Genomic DNA, 16887 nt, shown 5'->3' on the forward strand with positions numbered 1-16887 from the left:
CCGGCACCTGCGTGCTCCCTGGCCGCCGCGGTCCCTCTGGCCCCTTGAGTCCCCCGCCGACCTCAGACGGTCAGGTACTGCTCCGCCCACGCGGAGATGATGCGGGCAACGCGCGCCGCCTGACCCTTGCCCGTCAGGAGGTGCTCGGTGCCTTCCAGCGAGACGAAGCTCCGGGGGTGCCGGGCGGTCTGGAAGATGGCACTGGCGTTGTCGATCCCCACGGTGTTGTCCGTGGGGGAGTGGAGCACCATGAGGGGACGGTGCAGGCCACGGATGCACTCCCGCAGATCGGCCTGCTGGACGTCCTCCACGAAGTGCCGGCGGACCTCGCGACGGCGGCCGCCCAGGTCCACCTCGGCGCTTCCGGTGGAGAGGATGGTGTCCACCTCGGCATCGAACATGTGCTCCACGTGCCGGGGCTCATACGGCGCCGCGACGGTCGCGACGGCGGCCACCTCGGGGAGGGACGACGCTGCGGCGAGCACCGCGGCCCCGCCGAAGGAATGGCCCACCAGGAGGCTGATCTGCTTGCCTTCGCCGCGCAGGAACTCCGCCGCCTTGATGGTGTCCGCCACCTTGACGCTGAAGGAGCCGTCCGACCAGTCCCCGGCGGAATCGCCCAGCCCGAGATTGTCGAAGCGCAGCATCCCCACCCCTTGCTCGGCGAGGCCCTTGCAGATCCTCGAGGCCGACGGGCTGTCCTTGCCCAGCGTCAGTCCGTGGGAGAACAGACCCCAGCCGCGGACCGGGCCGTCCGGGACGTCCAGGATGCCGGCCAGGCGTGCGCCCGTGCTGCCGTCGAAGCTGACCTTGAGGGTGGTGGGCATCGGGCCGCCTTTCATCTGTCGTAGCCCTCAGAAGCGTACCGGGCCGCCGCCGCACGCGCCGGATGTGAAGCGCCTCGGCGTCATGGCTGCCTGCCGCACGCCCAGGCGGCGAGGACGGCCCGGCGTGCACGACGGCGCCCGGAAACGCGAACGGCGCCGCTCACCGTGAGGTGAGCGGCGCCGTCCGTCGGCTGCTGAGATCAGATGCTGCGGGTCAGGATCGCCTGCTTGACCTCGGCGATCGCCTGCGTGATCTGGATGCCACGGGGGCAGGCCTCGGAGCAGTTGAAGGTGGTGCGGCAGCGCCACACGCCTTCCTTGTCGTTGAGGATCTCCAGGCGCATGTCACCGGCGTCATCACGGGAATCGAAGATGAAGCGGTGCGCGTTCACGATCGCGGCCGGGCCGAAGTACTGGCCATCGGTCCAGAACACCGGGCAGCTCGAGGTGCAGGCGGCGCACAGGATGCACTTGGTGGTGTCATCGAAGCGCTGACGGTCCTCGGGGGACTGCAGGCGTTCCTTGGTCGGCTCGTGGCCGCCCGGGATGAGGAACGGCATGACCTCGCGGTAGGACTGGAAGAACGGCTCCATGTCCACGATCAGGTCCTTCTCCACCGGGAGGCCCTTGATCGGTTCCACCGTGATGGGCTTGGACGTGTCCAGGTCTTTCAGCAGGGTCTTGCAGGCCAGACGGTTGCGGCCGTTGATGCGCATGGCATCGGAGCCGCACACGCCGTGGGCGCAGGAGCGGCGGAACGAGAGCGAGCCGTCGTGGTCCCACTTGACCTTGTGCAGGGCGTCCAGGACACGGTCGGTGCCGTACATGGTGAGCGTGAAGTCATCCCAGTGCGCCTCTTCCGAGACCTCCGGGTTGTAACGACGGACGCGCAGCGTGATGTCGAAGGACGGGATCTCCCCGCCGCCTCCGGCACTCGCCGGCAGCTCCACCTTGGATGCGGGTTCAGCGGTTGCGGCAGTCATCAGTACTTACGCTCCATCGGCTCGTAACGGGTGAAGATCACCGGCTTGGTGTCCAGACGGATGCCGGCGACGTGTTCGGCGGACGACTCCGAGTCCTTGTAAGCCATGGAGTGCTTCATGAACTTGGCATCGTCGCGGTCGGGGAAGTCCTCGCGGTAGTGACCGCCGCGGGATTCCTCACGGTGCAGGGCCGCCACGGTCATGACCTTGGCGAGTTCCAGCAGGAAGCCGAGCTCGACGGCCTCGAGGAGATCCAGGTTGAAGCGCTTGCCCTTGTCCTGGATGGAGATGTTCTTGTACCGCTCCTCGAAGGAGGCGATGTCCTGGAGCACCTGGTTCAGGGTCTCCGCGGAACGGAACACCTGCATGTTCGCGTCCATGGTGTCCTGGAGTTCCTTGCGGATCGCGGCGACGCGCTCGGTGCCATTGGCGTTGCGGACGGAGTCCAGCAGGCCGAGGGTGAACGCCTCGGGATCCTCCGGCAGCTCGACGTAGTCGGCGCCCTTGGCGTATTCCGCGGCGGCGACGCCGGCGCGCTTGCCGAAGACGTTGATGTCCAGGAGGGAGTTGGTGCCGAGACGGTTGGAGCCGTGCACGGACACGCAGGCCACCTCACCGGCGGCGAACAGGCCCGGGATCACCGTGTCGTTGTCCTGGAGGACCTCGGTGGCGATGTTGGTGGGGATGCCGCCCATGGCGTAGTGCGCCGTCGGGAACACCGGCACGGGCTCGGTGTACGGTTCCACGCCCAGGTAGGTGCGGGCGAACTCGGTGATGTCCGGGAGCTTGGCGTCGATGTGAGCCGGCTCCAGGTGCGTCAGGTCGAGCAGCACGTAGTCCTTGTTCGGACCGCAGCCCCGGCCTTCGCGGACCTCGTTGGCCATGGAGCGGGCCACGATGTCACGGGGCGCCAGGTCCTTGATGGTGGGGGCGTAACGCTCCATGAAGCGCTCACCTTCGGAGTTGCGCAGGATGGCGCCTTCGCCACGGGCCGCTTCGGAGAGCAGGATGCCGAGGCCGGCCAGGCCGGTCGGGTGGAACTGGAAGAACTCCATGTCCTCCAGCGGGATGCCACGGCGGAAGGCGATGCCCATGCCGTCACCGGTCAGGGTGTGGGCGTTGGACGTGGTCTTGAAGACCTTGCCGGCGCCGCCGGAGGCGAACACCACGCTCTTGGCCTGGAAGACGTGCAGCTCACCGGTCGCGAGGTCGTAGGAGACCACGCCGGCGACGCGCTTCTGCTGGTACGGGGTGCCGTCCTCGCGGACCGCGTCCTCTTCGACCGTCAGGAGGTCGAGGACGTAGTACTCGTTGTAGAACTCCACATTGTGCTTGACGCAGTTCTGGTAGAGCGTCTGCAGGATCATGTGGCCGGTGCGGTCCGCGGCGTAACAGGCACGGCGGACAGGCGCCTTGCCGTGGTCGCGGGTGTGACCGCCGAAGCGGCGCTGGTCGATGCGGCCTTCGGGCGTGCGGTTGAACGGCAGACCCATCTTCTCCAGGTCCAGCACGGCGTCGATGGCTTCCTTCGCCATGACCTCGGCCGCGTCCTGGTCCACCAGGTAGTCACCGCCCTTGACGGTGTCGAAGGTGTGCCACTCCCAGTTGTCCTCTTCGACATTGGCGAGTGCTGCGCACATGCCGCCCTGAGCGGCGCCCGTGTGGGAGCGGGTGGGGTAGAGCTTGGTCAGCACGGCCGTGCGGGCACGCTGGCCAGCTTCGATCGCTGCGCGCATTCCGGCGCCACCGGCGCCGATGATCACAACATCGTACTTGTGGACCTGCATTCTCAGATGCCTTCTCTCTTCCAGGAAAATCTTCTGCTCAGGCCGCGGACGGCCTGGACGCTACGGGGCCGGGCAGAAGGACGGCGCGCCGTCCATGAGCTGGCCGTTGAGCACCGGGCACGGATCGAAGGTGAAGATCACCAGGGTGCCCAGGACCACGACGACGGCGGACGCCACGTAGAGCAGCGTCTTCAGGACGCGGCGGGTGCTGTCCTTCTCGGCGTAGTCGTTGATGATGGTGCGGACGCCGTTGCTGCCGTGCAGGAAGGCCAGCCACAGCATGGCCAGATCCCAGAACTGCCAGAACGGGTCGGCCCACTTGCCGGCCACGAAGCCGAAGTCGATGGCGTGGATGCCCTGACCGACCATGAGGTTCACGAAGAGGTGGCCGAAGATCAGCACCACCAGGATGACACCGGAGAGCCGCATGAAGAGCCATGCGAACATCTCGAAGTTGCCCTTGGAACCGGACGTGCGGCGGTACTGCGGGGCGATGCGGCTGTTGCCGCTGCGAGGAGCCTGAATCGTGCTCATGGCTTAGTGACCTCCCAGTGCCAGGCTGAGGTGACGGATGGCGAAGGCTGCGAAGACCACGACCCAGATGATGAGCACGGCCCAGAGCATCTGGCGCTGGTACTTGGCGCCCTTCTTCCAGAAATCGATCGCGATGACGCGCAGGCCATTGAAGGCGTGGAAGAGGATCGCGGCCACCAGGCCGGTCTCGCCCACGGCCATGAGGGGGTTCTTATACGCCCCGATGACGCTGGTGTAGACCTCCGGGGACACGCGGACCAGCGACGTGTCCAGGACGTGCACCAACAAGAAGAAGAAGATCACAACACCGGTGATGCGGTGCCCAACCCAAGACCACATGCCCTCCCGGCCGCGGTACAAGGTGCCAGCTGGTTTCGTCGGCACTGAATAAACCTCCCTGGAACACGGCAGCGCTGGCATGTAGTCCATGCGGGGGAACGCATGCTGTGTGAGCCTGATGGCCCAAGCCAAATCTAGGCTTCGCTCACAGCTTATTCAATTTAGCTTTGCCTTGCCCCAATAATGCGAGTGCGGAATTCGGGCAAATGCGACTGCGCATGAGATTAATGCCACAAACGCGCGGTGCGCCCGGGCAGGCCTGCGCCGTCATCAGGGGGTCCGTCGCCTACCATGTGGGGGTGAGTAACGACAATGTGGACGCCCGCAGCCACGCGATGGCCCGCTTCTTCGCGGTCATCCCTGCCGGCGGCGTAGGTACCCGTCTGTGGCCCCTCTCCCGTGCGGCCGCACCCAAGTTCCTGCATGATCTGACCGGCTCGGGGAGCACCCTCATCCGTGCGACCTACGACCGGCTCGAGCCCCTGGCGGAAGGCCGCGTGCTCGTGGTCACCGGCGAGGCCCACCGCGCCGCCGTCTGCCGCCAGCTCCCCGAACTCTCGGACCGCGACCTGGTGCTCGAGAGCGAGCCCAAGGACTCCGCCGCCGCGATCGGCCTGGCCGCCGCCATCCTGCACGAGCGCGACCCGGAGACCATCATGGGCTCCTTCGCCGCCGACCAGGTGATCAGCCCCACTCACGTCTTCCAGGCCGCCGTGCGCGAAGCGATCCACACCGCTGCCACCGGAAAGATCGTCACCATCGGCATCAAGCCCACCCACCCCTCCACGGGCTTCGGCTACATCCGGGTCGGTGAACTCCTGAACGTCGAGGAGGCCCCGAACGCCCACGCCGTCGTGGAGTTCGTGGAGAAGCCCAACGAGACCGTGGCGCGCCAGTACCTCGACAGCGGTGACTACGTCTGGAACGCCGGCATGTTCGTGGCGCCGGTCGCCCTCATGCTCAAGCACCTGGAGATCAACCAGCCCGAGCTGCACGCCGGTCTCCTGGAGATCGCCCGTGCGTGGGACACTCCGGAGCGCGACGCCGTCACGGCGCGCATCTGGCCGACCCTGCCCAAGATCGCCATCGACTACGCGGTGGCCGAGCCTGCCGCGGCCGCCGGCGACGTCGCCGTCGTGCCCGGCGAGTTCGGCTGGGACGACGTCGGGGACTTCGCGGCGATCGGCCGCCTGAACAGCGCGCGTGAGGTCGATGACGTCACCGTCCTGGGCGATGACCCGCGCGTCTTCACCGAGGACGCCAGCGGCGTCGTGGTGGCGGACACCAAGCGGGTGATCGCGCTGATCGGCATCAAGGACGTCGTGATCGTGGACACCCCGGACGCCCTGCTGGTGACGACGACGGAGCACGCGCAGCGCGTGAAGAGCGCCGTGGACGCCTTCAAGGCGAGTGGCGACACGGACGTTCTGTAACCCCGCGTGACCTTTTGAGGTTTTTCCGCACGCCCGCTCTAAAGTGTCAGGGTGCGCAACTACTCCAGCGAATCGAACCCGCCGCAGCTTGCCGGACCCTGGCTGGAACCGCTCCTGCCGGAGCTGATCGAGTTCCGCCGGGATCTGCATGCGCACCCTGAGCTCTCCTTCAAGGAGTTCCGCACCACGGACCGACTCGTGGCGCGCCTGGAGGCCGCCGGGCTGAGCCCGCGGCGCCTCGAGGGCACCGGCGTCGTGGTGGACGTGGGGGAGGGGCCCATCGCCACCGCGCTGCGCGGGGACATCGACGCCCTGCCGATCATCGAGGAGACGGGCCTTCCCTTCGCGAGCACCAATCACGGCGTGACGCACGCCTGCGGGCACGACGTGCACACCACCACCATGCTCGGCGTCGCCCTCGTCCTGCACGCAATGCACCAGGCCGAGCCGCTGGGCGGCTCCGTCCGAATCATCTTCCAGCCCGCCGAGGAGACCATGCCGGGCGGCGCGCTGTCCTGCATCGCCCAGGGCGTCCTGGACGGGGTGCCGCGCATCATGGCGCTGCACTGCGACCCCAAGATCGACGTCGGGCACATCGGCACGCGCATCGGGGCGATCACCTCGGCGTCGGACACCATCAAGATCGAGCTGACGGGGCGCGGCGGCCACACGTCGCGCCCGCACCTGACCGAGGACCTCGTGTTCGCGCTCTCCCAGATCGCCGTGAGCGTCCCCGCCGTGCTGTCGCGCCGGATCGACGTCCGCAGCGCCGTCTCCGTGGTGTGGGGGCAGATCAGCGCCGGCTCCGCGCCCAACGCCATCCCGGCCAGCGGGTACATGGCCGGCACCATGCGCTGTCTGGACCGTGACGCCTGGCACGGCGCCGGGGAGCTCCTGGACAGCGTGGTGCAGCAGGTCGCGGCGCCGTACGGCGTGGATGTGCACCTGGAGCACACCCGCGGCGTGCCGCCGGTGGTGAACTCGGAACACGAGACCGCCCTGATCGAGGCCGCGGCCCGCGCGGAGCTCGGCGAGAGCGCCGTCGTGCTCACGCCGCAGTCCATGGGCGGCGAGGATTTCGCCTGGTTCCTGGCCGACGTCCCCGGCGCCATGATGCGTCTGGGCACCCGCACGCCCGGGGGCGAGGAATACGATCTGCACCGCGGCGACTACATCCTCGATGAGCGTGCGCTCGGCTACGGGATCAGGGTCCTCGCCGGGGCCGCGCTGCGCACCATCAGGGATCTCGACGAGGCCTAGGCCTACCCATAGGTAACAAATATTCAACGATCAGTGCATATCCAGCCGTCCGTGGTAGCGGGCGGCGTGGATCACTGAGTAATGTTGCCTTCATCACCGCCCGGGCCATGGATGCTTGGGCATTTCGAGTTTTCTGGAGGATCCTTGAAGATTTCCAAGCAGGCGCGCGCCCTCGGCGCAGCCAAGCGCGGTTCGCTGGTCGGCGTCGCAGGCATGAGCGCCGCAGCCCTGCTGCTGTCCGCCTGTGGCGCAGCCCCGGAGCAGAAGTCCGGTTCCGCGGCCGGCAGCAGTGACTACAAGGCGTGCATCGTCTCCGACTCCGGCGGCTTCGATGACCAGTCCTTCAACCAGTCCTCCTACGAAGGTCTGAAGAAGTCCGAGAAGGACCTGGGCATCACGACCAAGGAGATCGAGTCCAAGTCGAACAACGACTTCGAACCGAATCTGCGTGCCATGGTCAGCGCCGGCTGCAACCTGACCGTCACGGTCGGCTTCCTCCTGGGTGACGCCACCAAGGCACAGGCCGCGGCCAACCCCAACAAGCACTTCACCATCATCGACTTCGCGTACGACAAGGAAATCGCCAACGTGAAGCCGATCATCTATGACACGGCTCAGGCCGCGTTCCTGGCCGGTTACGCCGCCGCCTCCACCACCAAGACCGGCAAGGTCGGCACCTTCGGCGGCATCAAGATCCCCACCGTCACCATCTTCATGGACGGCTTCGCGGACGGCGTGAAGTACTTCAACGAGAAGAAGGGCAAGAACGTCCAGGTCCTCGGCTGGGACAAGGACAAGCAGGACGGCACCTTCACCGGTGACTTCGAGAAGCAGGACAAGGGCAAGCAGGTCACCAAGTCCCTGCTCGACGGCGGAGCGGACATCATCATGCCCGTCGCCGGTCCGGTGGGCAAGGGCGCTGCCAGCGCTCTGAAGGAAGCCAAGGCCGGTGGCAAGGACGTCAAGCTCGTGTGGGTCGACTCCGACGGCTACCTGACCGCCCCCGAGTACAAGGGCCTCATGCTGACCTCCGTCATCAAGAAGATGGACGAAGCTGTGGAGACCGTGGTCAAGGACGACAAGGACGGCAAGTTCACCGCCAAGCCGTACGTCGGCACGCTCGCCAACGGCGGCGTGGACGTGGCGCCGTTCCACGACCTCGCCTCGGCCGTTCCGGCCGATCTCCAGAGCGAGCTGGATGCCCTGAAGAAGGACATCATCGACGGCAAGATCAAGGTCGAGTCCAAGGCCAGCCCCAAGCAGTAGGGCTTCCGGCGTGAGTGCCGCCGCCCCCGTCGCCCGGTGAATTCCGCCGGGCCGGGGGCGGCGGCGCTTTGCGTGAGTGAAGACCTGCACCGTGGACCCGGTGCTGGGATAGCCTGCTGGGTATTCGATGCAATGGGACGACCGCACAGGGCATCATCTGATGGAACGGAAACAACAGCGTGAAACTTGAGCTTCGGGGGATCACCAAGACCTTCGGCACTTTCGTGGCCAACGATCATATCGATGTGGTGGTTGAGCCGGGGCAGATCCACTGCCTCCTCGGTGAGAACGGCGCGGGGAAGTCGACTCTCATGAACGTCCTCTACGGCCTCTACGAGCCCACCGAGGGCGAGATCGTGGTGGACGGGAAGCCCATGAGCTTCCGCGGCCCGGGCGATGCGATGGCGGCGGGCATCGGCATGGTGCACCAGCATTTCATGCTGGTCCCCGTGTTCACCGTCGCGGAGAACGTCGCCCTGGGTGGCGAGAACACCAAGGCCGGCGGCTTCCTGGATCTGGAGTCCACCAAGACCCGGATCCGCGAGATCTCCGACCAGTACGGCTTCAACGTCGACCCCGACGCCCTGGTGGAGGACCTCCCCGTGGGCGTCCAGCAGCGCGTGGAGATCATCAAGGCCCTGGTGCGGGACGCGAAGGTCCTCATCCTGGATGAGCCCACCGCCGTGCTGACCCCGCAGGAGACCGACGAGCTCCTGGACATCATGCGCCAGCTCAAGGCCTCCGGCACCTCGATCCTCTTCATCTCCCACAAACTCCGCGAGGTGCGGGCCGTCTCCGACACCATCACCGTGATCCGCCGCGGCAAGGTGGTGGGCAACGCCGATCCGAGTGCTTCCACCACGGAACTCGCCGCGCTCATGGTGGGCCGTCCCGTCAGTCTGACCCTGAACAAGGAACCCGCGAAGCCCGGCAAGACCACGTTCTCGATCCGCGATCTGACCGTCCTGGCCCCGAACGGCCAGCGGGTGGTGGACGGCATCGACCTGGACATCGCCGAAGGGGAGATCCTCGCCGTCGCGGGCGTGCAGGGCAACGGCCAGACCGAACTGACCGAGGCCATCCTGGGCCTTCAGGATCACGTGGCCGGCTCGATCACGCTGGACGGCAAGGAGCTCCTGGGACGTAACGTCAAGGAGGTCCTGCACGCCGGTGTGGGCTTCGTTCCCGAGGACCGTAAGGAGGACGGCCTGGTCGGGCCGTTCTCGGTCGCGGAGAACCTGGTGCTGGACCTCTACGATCAGGCGCCTTTCGCCCGCGGTGTCGCCATGGATCCGGGCAAGGTGGCCGCCAACGCCACCGCGAAGATCGACGAGTTCGACATCCGCACCCCGTCCGGCGCGACCCCGGTGGGATCGCTGTCCGGCGGCAACCAGCAGAAGGTGGTCATGGCCCGGGAGCTGTCCCGGCCGCTGCGCCTCTTCATCGCGTCCCAGCCGACCCGCGGCGTGGACGTCGGGTCCATCGAGTTCCTGCACCGCCGGATCGTGTCGGAGAGGGACAAGGGCATCCCGGTGATGATCGTGTCCACCGAACTCGACGAGGTGGTGGAACTGGCGGACCGCATCGCCGTCCTCTACAAGGGCAAGGTGGTGGGCATCGTCCCCGCGGACACCCCCCGCGACGTGCTCGGCCTCATGATGGCGGGCCTCTCGCCGGAGGACGCGGTCCACAACACCGCCACGCAGCAGCACCCCGGACGCCATCAGGCCACGGACATTCAGACGGATCAGGCAGGAGAAGCCGGTGAGTAAGCAAGAACAGCCTCGGCTGGACGGTCAGGAGATCGTGAAGAAGATCTTCACGGGCAACGCGATGGTCTCCTTCCTGGCCGTGTTCCTGGCCCTGGTGCTGGGCGGCCTGCTCATCGCGGCCACGGACAAGGACGTCGCCACCACGGCGGGGTACCTGTTCGCCCGTCCCACCGACTTCCTGAGCGCTCTCTGGAAGGCGGCCACCAATTCGTACGTCGCGCTGTTCCAGGGAGCCGTGTACTCCCCGGAGGCGACGGGTCCTCTGGGTCACTTCGGGCCCTTCATGGAGACCCTGACCATCGCGACGCCGCTCATCACGGCGGCGCTGGGCGTGGCCCTCGCATTCCGTGCGGGCCTGTTCAACATCGGCGCCCAGGGCCAGATCATCGTCTCCGGCACGCTCGCCGCGTACCTGGGCTTCACCTGGCACCTGCCCCCGTTCCTGCACCTGCTGCTGGTGATCATCGCCGGTGTCCTGGGCGGCGCGGTCTGGGGTGGCCTCGTGGGCTACCTGAAGGCTCGCACCGGCGCCCATGAGGTCATCCTGACCATCATGTTCAACTACGTGGCCCTGTACTTCCTGCGGTACCTGCTGACCACTCCGGAGTTCCAGCGCCCGGGGGAGACCAACCCGATCTCGCCCACCCTCGACCCGAACGCGGTCTACCCGCTGATCGCCGGAGACCAGTACCGTCTGCACGCCGGCTTCCTGCTGGCGATCGCGGCCACCGTGTTCGTCTGGTGGCTCCTGAACCGCTCCACCTGGGGCTTCGAGTTCCGTGCCGTCGGCGCCAACCCGAAGGCCGCGCAGACCGCGGGCGTCAACGTATCCCGTGCCACCGTCCTCGTGATGGCCTTCGCCGGCGCGCTGTCCGGCCTGGGCGGCGTCGCGCAGGTCGCGGGCACCGAGAAGGTCCTGACCGACGGTGTGGCCGCGAGCTACGGCTTCGACGCCATCACGGTCGCCCTGCTCGGCCGCTCCACCCCGTGGGGCACCTTCGCCGCCGGCCTGCTCTTCGGAGCGTTCCGCGCCGGTGCGGTCCAGATGCAGATCCAGACCGGAACCCCCATCGACATCGTCCTGATCGTCCAGTCCCTCATCGTGTTGTTCATCGCGGCCCCGCCGCTGGTCAAGGCGGTCTTCGGGATGAACCGTAAGAAGAAGGCCACCAAGGCCGTCCCGCTCACCGGAGGTGCCGTATGAGCACAGCAGTCGCAAGTCCCGCCCCGGTGGAGGCCGGCCTGAAGCCCGTCGGCTGGAAGATCCCCGTCATGCTCGGCGTGGTGGCCGTCGCCACCTTCCTGTTCTGCGGGATCCTGGGCCCGGACTCGACCGCGGGGTTCGAGATCTCCCAGGACGGTGATTTCTTCCAGCTCCCCGTGGTGACGCTCCCGGCGAAGGCCACCGGCCTCATCCTGGGTCTCATCATGCTCGCCATCGCCGCCTGGTCCGTCCTGCTGCGGAACCGTGGCCGCACGGTGCCGATCTGGGCCGTGGCCGTCTTCGCGGCGGCGTTCGTCATCGCGTTCCTGACCGCCGTCGTCGGTGGCGCACGCCTGCACGAGATCTCCCTGGCCGGTCTGCTGGCGGGTTCGGTGACCCTCGCCGTGCCGCTCGTGTTCGGTTCCCTCTCCGGCGTGCTCTGCGAACGCGTCGGCGTCGTGAACATCGCCATCGAAGGCCAGCTCCTGGGTGGCGCGTTCACCGCGGCCCTCGTGGGCAGCGTGACGCACAACGCCTTCGCGGGCCTGCTGGCCGCCGCGGTGGCGGGCGCTCTCGTCTCGATGGTCCTGGCCGTCTTCAGCATCCGTTACCTGGTCAACCAGATCATCGTGGGCGTGGTCCTGAACGTGCTGGTGTCCGGTCTGACGGGCTTCTTCTTCTCGACCCTCATGCAGAGCGACCCGGAGAAGCTGAACTCACCGGCTCACCTGCCCGTGATCGAGATCCCGGTGCTGTCCAGCATCCCGCTGATCGGCCCGATCCTCTTCAAGCAGTCGATCATCGGCTACCTCATGTACGTGGCCGTGTTCGTCGTGTGGGTCGGTCTGTTCAAGACCAAGTGGGGTCTGCGGGTCCGTGCCGTGGGCGAGCACCCGCAGGCCGCCGACACGCTGGGCATCAACGTCAACGCCACGCGGTTCTGGAACGTCACCCTGGGTGGCGCGATCGCCGGCATCGGCGGTTCCTACTTCACCCTGGTGGCCGTGGACTCCTTCACCAAGGAGATCTCGGGCGGCCGTGGCTTCATCGCCCTGGCAGCTCTCATCTTCGGCCGCTGGAACCCGATCGGCGCCTTCCTGGCCGCGCTGCTCTTCGGCTTCGCGGACAATCTGCAGTCGCTCGTCACGATCATCGGCACCCCGGTGCCGAGCCAGTTCATGGCCATGCTGCCGTACCTGGTCACGATCCTGGCGGTCGCCGGTCTGGTGGGCCGCTCGCGGCCGCCTGCGGCCAGCGGCGTCCCCTACGTGAAGGAATAGCCATGGGGGACACGACGGCGGGCGCGGCCACCGCGGAGCTCGACTGGGACGCACTGCGGCAGGCCGCCGTCGTCGCCATGGAGAAGGCGTACGCGCCGTACTCGCGGTATCCCGTGGGTGCGGCGGCCCTCCTGGACGACGGCCGGGTGGTCTCGGGCTGCAATGTGGAGAACGCGAGCTACGGGCTCACGCTGTGTGCGGAGTGCACCCTGCTGGGGCAGATCCGCATGGGCGGCGGCGGTCTGATCCGCGCGTTCTACTGCGTCGACGGCACCGGATCCGTGCTGATGCCCTGCGGCCGCTGCCGACAGCTGCTCTACGAATTCCGGGCCCCGGACATGGTGCTCATGACGAGTCACGGGATCAAGACCATGGATGAGGTGCTGCCGGACGCGTTCGGTCCGCAGCATCTCGAGGAGGACCGTCCGGCAGCGCCGGAGGGTCAGGACCACCAGGAGGGGACCCATGACTGAGGCATTCGATGCGGTGGACGTGATCCGCACCAAGCGTGACCGCGGGGTGCTGAGCCCCGGCCAGATCGACTGGATCATCGACGCGTACACCCGCGGTGTGGTCGCCGAGGAGCAGATGGCCGCTCTCAACATGGCCATCCTGCTCAACGGGATGAGCCGCGAGGAGATCGCACGCTGGACGGCGGCGATGATCGCTTCCGGCGAGCGGATGGACTTCTCCTCGCTCCGCCCGCGCGCGGGCGGCCCGGTCAATGCCCAGGGGTCCATGCCCACCACGGACAAGCACTCGACCGGTGGTGTGGGTGACAAGATCACGCTGCCACTGGCGCCGCTCGTGGCGGTGTACGGTGTGGCCGTGCCGCAGCTGTCCGGCCGCGGCCTCGGCCACACGGGCGGCACCCTGGACAAACTGGAGGCCATCCCGGGCTGGCGCGCGGACCTCAGCAATGAGGAGATGCTCGCCCAGCTCCAGGACGTCGGCGCCGTGATCTGCGCGGCCGGTTCGGGCCTCGCCCCGGCGGACAAGAAGCTCTACGCGCTTCGCGACGTCACGGGAACCGTGGAGGCCATCCCGCTCATCGCGTCCTCGATCATGAGCAAGAAGATCGCCGAGGGCACCGGTTCGCTGGTGCTGGACGTCAAGGTGGGCAGCGGCGCCTTCATGAAGGACGAGGAGCAGGCCCGTGAGCTCGCGCGCACCATGGTCGCCCTCGGCCACGACGCCGGGGTGAACACCGTGGCGCTTCTGACCGACATGTCCACGCCGCTCGGCCTCACCGCGGGCAACGCCATCGAGGTCGAGGAGTCTGTGGAGGTGCTGGCCGGTGGCGGCCCCGAGGACGTCGTCGAGCTGACGGTCCGCCTCGCCGAGGAGATGCTGCAGGCCGCAGGAGTGCGCGACGCCGATCCCGCGTCAGCGCTGCGTGACGGCCGCGCGATGGACGTGTGGCGCCGGATGATCTCCGCGCAGGGCGGCGACCCGGACGCGCCGCTCCCGGTGGCGAAGGAGAGCGAGACCATCCTGGCTCCGGCCGACGGTGTGCTCGTGGAACTGGACGCCCTGAAGGTCGGCGTGGCCGCCTGGCGTCTCGGTGCAGGACGCGCCCGCAAGGAGGACGTGGTCCAGGCCGGGGCCGGGGTGCGTCTGCACGCCAAGCCCGGCGCGGTGGTCCGGGCGGGGGAGCCGCTCATGACGCTCCTGACGGACACCCCGGAGCGCTTCGAGCGGGCCAAGGAGGCGCTGGAAGGCGCCACCCTGATCGCTCCGGAGGGTTCGCGGGCCGGCAACCGGCTGGTCCTGGACCGCATCGCGGCCGACTGACCCTCGTGCGCAGCCTGCGTCTGACGGCGCAGCACAGCCTCGCTCTCCTCCTGGGGAACGGATCGTGTCCGTCCTGGGTATGAGAGCGGGGCTGTCGCATTTCGGCCGAGGGGCTGACGCCGCGGGGCGGGGCCCGGGCCTACTGTTTAATGTGTGACTTTCACGGTGGCCGTGTAGCGAACGGCACGGCCACCGTGGGACACTTTCCCCATTGTTTCGAAAATCAAACAGGAGACACGGCCCGCGTGGAATTCATTGATCAGGCGATCCTCCATGCCGCTGGCCAGTGGTGGATCTATCCCGTCCTCCTGGTGTTCTTCTTCGTGGACGGCTTCGCGATGGTCGTCCCCAGTGAGACCCTCATCGTGGCCCTGGCCGCCTACTCCCGGCATGCCGGGGAACCGAACCTCTGGATCCTCGGCCTGACGGCGCTCGTCGGCGCCATGGCCGGTGACAACATGGCGTACATGCTGGGCCGCAAGATCGGACTGGACCGCTGGCGCTGGATGCGGCGGCCGAAGGTCCGGAAGGTCTTCGAATGGGCTGACTACGAGCTGCAGAAGCGCGGCGCGGTCCTGATCTTCACGGCACGGTACATCCCCTGGGGCCGCGTGGCCGTCAACTACGTGGCCGGCACCACGGGCTTCCCGCACCGTCGCTTCTTCTTCCTCGATGCCTTCGCCTGCGTCACCTGGGTGGCGTACTCACTGATCATCGGTCTGGTGGCGAGCTCCATCCCGTGGCTCCATCACAACCCGCTCGCCAGCGCCGGCATCGCCGTGGCCTTCGCGATCGTCCTGGGATACGTGATCGACCATGTCCTGCGCTGGTGGCATAAGCGTCTCGGCCGGAACGACGTCCCGGAGCGCCCCGTGAGCCTGAAGAAGGAACGCGCGATCGGAACCGGTGCGGACGGCGCTGCCGAGCCGACCGTGTCCAAGCCGGCCGAAAATCCGCCGGCCCCCTGATCTCCGTCACGTGACGGACTGAGGCCCCCGCTTCGGCGGGGGCCTCGGTGTTTCCGGGCTCTGGTGGCGGCTCCTGCGTCGTGTCGTGCGTCAGGGTGCCGACGACGACGCCGGCCACCACGCGTGCTGCCCGTCACTCGCCCAGGCGGTCCCGGAGTCCGGATCCACGCGGGCGTCCACGAGCCAGTACGTGCTCAGCGGGGCCCATCCCGCGATGACCGAGTGACCCGCGGGCGGACGGGCGGGAAGATCCTGCTCCAGCACCTCCGGCCCCTCGCCGGGGTCCACCAGACGAGGCACCGGGATGGCGACGCCCGCGGAGCTGAGGTATCCGCGCAGGGTGAGGTGGACGGCGTCGAACTCCGCCGCCATGGCGTCGAAGTCGGGGATGAGCCACGGCTCGATCTCGCCCGTGATCCGGTGCCAGTCGTGCCGCTTGGTGGCGCTCACGTCGAACGGGAAGCGGGCGCACAGCCAGGCCCAGTCCCGTGGGCTGTCGATGACGAAGAGCCGCAGGGGCTCCGGCGGGCGGGGGATCTCGAGGCGGTACGCCACGGCGCGTTCCCAGCCGTGCGGATCCTCCACGAGCCTCAGTCCGACCGGTTCGCCGGGGTGGGCGCCGTGGTGTGGATCGATCATGGCGGCGGGCCAGGCGGGGCAGGACTGGACGAGCCCCGACGGCGGGGTGGACCACCATTCGCCCGAATGACGTGTCGAGGGGTCCGCCGGAAGCTCGAGGATCATCCTGCTTTCCCAGGCCGTGGTCCGGTCCCACCACTGGTCGAGCACCTGGGCGGCGTCGTCTTGCGCGGGAGGGGCGCCGAACGGGAGGCCCGCGGCGCTGTTGTCGAATTCCACGACCCAGGAGGTGACCGCCACGGGACTCGCGTCGAGTCCGAAGGCGAGGATGGCGCGGGCGGCCTCTCGGGCGAAGGGGAACAGCGCCCGGCGGATCGGCTCCTGCGCGGCCAGGATCTCCTCGCCGTGGACGTCGCCCCAGTAGGAGGCCTCGGCGACGGTGACCTCCAGGGCTTCGAGGAGTTCCGGCCCGGTCACGGGCGAGGGGTCGTAGCAGCGGATGCGCTGTGCGAGCTGTTCGTAGGGGAGCGGGTCCGGCATCTGGGGCTCGGCCGGTTCACGCACGCCCCGCCCGAAACGCCGCGGCAGTCCCTGCCAGCCCCGCTCGCCTGGTGCGCGGCGGGACAGCTCGGTGGCGACGTGCTCGTCGTGACAGGCGTTGAAAAACGCCGCGTGGTCTTGCCCGACCGGGCCATCGAAGTCGCCGTCCATGAGCTTCACCAAGTGGTTCTGAAAGCACGTGAAGGTGAGGCGGAGCCCGCGCGGCGAGCCCAGCATGGCCCGGGCGAAGTCCTCCGCGAGATCGCCCCCTGGGCGCGGCGCGCCGTCGTCGTTCCCCATGACCGGAGCCTAGCCGAGAGG

Annotated in this window: 15 protein-coding genes; 9 read left to right on the top strand and 6 right to left on the bottom strand. The window is 67.9% G+C overall.

Annotated elements, in window-relative coordinates; translation table 11 throughout:
* Positions 1–62 precede the first annotated feature (62 nt).
* From P9849_RS03910 to sdhC, 5 genes are all read right to left on the bottom strand, one after another.
* A complete protein-coding gene (locus P9849_RS03910; RefSeq protein WP_278268392.1) occupies positions 63–827 on the bottom strand; it encodes an alpha/beta fold hydrolase in 765 nt (254 codons plus the stop codon).
* A gap of 200 nt (positions 828–1027) precedes the next feature.
* Complete coding sequence (locus tag P9849_RS03915; RefSeq protein ID WP_278268393.1) at positions 1028–1810, bottom strand: succinate dehydrogenase iron-sulfur subunit; 783 nt, start codon at positions 1808–1810, stop codon at positions 1028–1030.
* Entirely contained in the window at positions 1810–3597 is a 1788-nt protein-coding gene (gene sdhA, locus P9849_RS03920) for a succinate dehydrogenase flavoprotein subunit (RefSeq protein ID WP_278268394.1), read from the bottom strand. Before sdhA ends, P9849_RS03915 begins: the two co-directional genes overlap by 1 nt.
* A 60-nt stretch (positions 3598–3657) precedes the next feature.
* On the bottom strand, positions 3658–4131 hold the full coding sequence (locus P9849_RS03925; protein ID WP_278268395.1) for a succinate dehydrogenase hydrophobic membrane anchor subunit: 474 nt from the start codon (positions 4129–4131) through the stop codon (positions 3658–3660).
* 3 nt (positions 4132–4134) lie between these two features.
* Positions 4135–4470 (bottom strand): succinate dehydrogenase, cytochrome b556 subunit, encoded by a 336-nt coding sequence (gene sdhC, locus P9849_RS03930; protein ID WP_066214465.1) that lies wholly within the window; start codon positions 4468–4470, stop codon positions 4135–4137.
* Positions 4471–4805: 335 nt separating this feature from the next.
* Here sdhC and P9849_RS03935 point away from each other — a divergent pair, with 335 nt between their 5' ends.
* The 9 genes from P9849_RS03935 to P9849_RS03975 all read left to right on the top strand — a co-directional run bounded on the left by P9849_RS03935 (position 4806) and on the right by P9849_RS03975 (position 15447).
* The gene (locus P9849_RS03935; RefSeq protein ID WP_278269084.1) at positions 4806–5903 is read left to right on the top strand and encodes a sugar phosphate nucleotidyltransferase; all 1098 of its coding nucleotides are present in this window, start codon (positions 4806–4808) and stop codon (positions 5901–5903) included.
* Positions 5904–5954: 51 nt separating this feature from the next.
* Positions 5955–7163, top strand: a complete 1209-nt coding sequence (locus P9849_RS03940) for an amidohydrolase (protein ID WP_278268396.1) — start codon at positions 5955–5957, stop codon at positions 7161–7163.
* A gap of 213 nt (positions 7164–7376) precedes the next feature.
* On the top strand, positions 7377–8429 hold the full coding sequence (locus tag P9849_RS03945) for a BMP family ABC transporter substrate-binding protein (RefSeq protein ID WP_278269085.1): 1053 nt from the start codon (positions 7377–7379) through the stop codon (positions 8427–8429).
* Between the two features lie 179 nt (positions 8430–8608).
* Complete coding sequence (locus P9849_RS03950; protein WP_278268397.1) at positions 8609–10201, top strand: ABC transporter ATP-binding protein; 1593 nt, start codon at positions 8609–8611, stop codon at positions 10199–10201.
* Positions 10194–11405, top strand: a complete 1212-nt coding sequence (locus tag P9849_RS03955) for an ABC transporter permease (RefSeq protein ID WP_278268398.1) — start codon at positions 10194–10196, stop codon at positions 11403–11405. The genes P9849_RS03950 and P9849_RS03955 overlap by 8 nt, the downstream gene beginning before the upstream one ends.
* Positions 11402–12685, top strand: coding sequence for an ABC transporter permease (locus tag P9849_RS03960; protein WP_278268399.1), 1284 nt, complete (start codon positions 11402–11404; stop codon positions 12683–12685). Before P9849_RS03955 ends, P9849_RS03960 begins: the two co-directional genes overlap by 4 nt.
* Before the next feature lie 2 nt (positions 12686–12687).
* Positions 12688–13158 carry a cytidine deaminase gene (locus tag P9849_RS03965; RefSeq protein WP_278268400.1) on the top strand — a complete coding sequence of 157 codons (471 nt, stop codon included), beginning with the start codon at positions 12688–12690 and terminating at the stop codon, positions 13156–13158.
* Positions 13151–14479 (top strand): thymidine phosphorylase, encoded by a 1329-nt coding sequence (locus P9849_RS03970; RefSeq protein WP_278268401.1) that lies wholly within the window; start codon positions 13151–13153, stop codon positions 14477–14479. The genes P9849_RS03965 and P9849_RS03970 overlap by 8 nt, the downstream gene beginning before the upstream one ends.
* A gap of 245 nt (positions 14480–14724) precedes the next feature.
* Entirely contained in the window at positions 14725–15447 is a 723-nt protein-coding gene (locus tag P9849_RS03975) for a DedA family protein (RefSeq protein ID WP_278268402.1), read from the top strand.
* A gap of 90 nt (positions 15448–15537) precedes the next feature.
* Here the strand turns inward: P9849_RS03975 and P9849_RS03980 are convergent, their stop codons facing one another.
* Positions 15538–16866 carry a hypothetical protein gene (locus P9849_RS03980; RefSeq protein ID WP_278268403.1) on the bottom strand — a complete coding sequence of 443 codons (1329 nt, stop codon included), beginning with the start codon at positions 16864–16866 and terminating at the stop codon, positions 15538–15540.
* Between the last annotated feature and the right edge of the window lie 21 nt (positions 16867–16887).

The organism is Arthrobacter sp. Y-9, from assembly GCF_029690065.1.
Lineage (GTDB): Bacteria > Actinomycetota > Actinomycetes > Actinomycetales > Micrococcaceae > Arthrobacter_E.